The sequence below is a fragment of the Mesorhizobium sp. M0185 genome (assembly GCF_040322175.1).
Taxonomy (GTDB): Bacteria; Pseudomonadota; Alphaproteobacteria; order Rhizobiales; family Rhizobiaceae; genus Mesorhizobium.
Window position 1 is genome coordinate 1 of sequence record NZ_JAMYSY010000132.1, and the last position, 758, is coordinate 758.

The following is a 758-nucleotide window of genomic DNA, read 5'->3' on the forward strand; positions in this document are numbered from 1 at the left end:
GCGAGCCCGTCCTTCCAGCAGGAAGAAGACATCGCGACCAGTGTCGCCGTGGGAAATGATTAGCTCGTTGTGTCGATAGCTGCGCACGTGCCACCGTTTGGTCAGCGCGGCGAGGTCGGCATCGCAAAGTCTTGAGATGAAGGCCAGAGAGCCTGTCACAACGGTCTCTTGTTCAATCAAGGGTACTTCACCTTACTCCCTATCCAAGGAAATTTGATGGCCGCAGGCCCCGCTTTCCGGGATGCAAACTGGGAGCGGATTTCGCCAATGTTTTCCCCGGTGTGGGAATTCCCACAGCCGAGCCTGGTTCGACTGTCATATCCTTGTTGCAACGTCAGGCCCGCCGGCTCGTGTGCAAGCCGGCGAAGGGAAGGGAACAGTCATGAAATTCTTGGCTCCCGTCACAAAACTTGCTGCGGGGTTTCGCAAATTCGTCGCGCCGCGCTACCGCCCGGAGCTTTATTACATGCGTGGCCCGGGGCCAGCCACCGCCCGCCGTATGGGCACGCCGCGGCAAAACCAATCCATCGACCACTACGCCTAATTTGCCTCGCGGACGGCTGACGCTCTCGCCCGGAGTGCCGTTCGCGCCGTTCCGTACCGGTCAATTCAGATCAATGAAGGGACGATCTGATCATGGTTATAATTCATGCTGCCGCCATTGGTCCATTTGGCAGGTGGTTACGCCTCCGCGCCGAGCGAAAAGCTCTCTTGTCGGCAACGGACCAGTTGAGCCGTTTACCCGATGACGTCCTTGG

General features: G+C 58.6%; 1 protein-coding gene and 1 pseudogene. One reads left to right on the forward strand and one right to left on the reverse strand.

Annotation, left to right across the window (positions count from 1 at the left end; translation table 11 throughout):
• Nucleotides 1-180 (reverse strand): annotated as a pseudogene (locus NKJ20_RS34060) (hypothetical protein); the annotation flags it as partial.
• 202 nt (nucleotides 181-382) lie between these two features.
• Here NKJ20_RS34060 and NKJ20_RS34065 point away from each other — a divergent pair.
• A complete protein-coding gene (locus NKJ20_RS34065; RefSeq protein ID WP_167522729.1) occupies nucleotides 383-544 on the forward strand; it encodes a hypothetical protein in 162 nt (53 codons plus the stop codon).
• The last annotated feature ends 214 nt before the right edge of the window (nucleotides 545-758 follow it).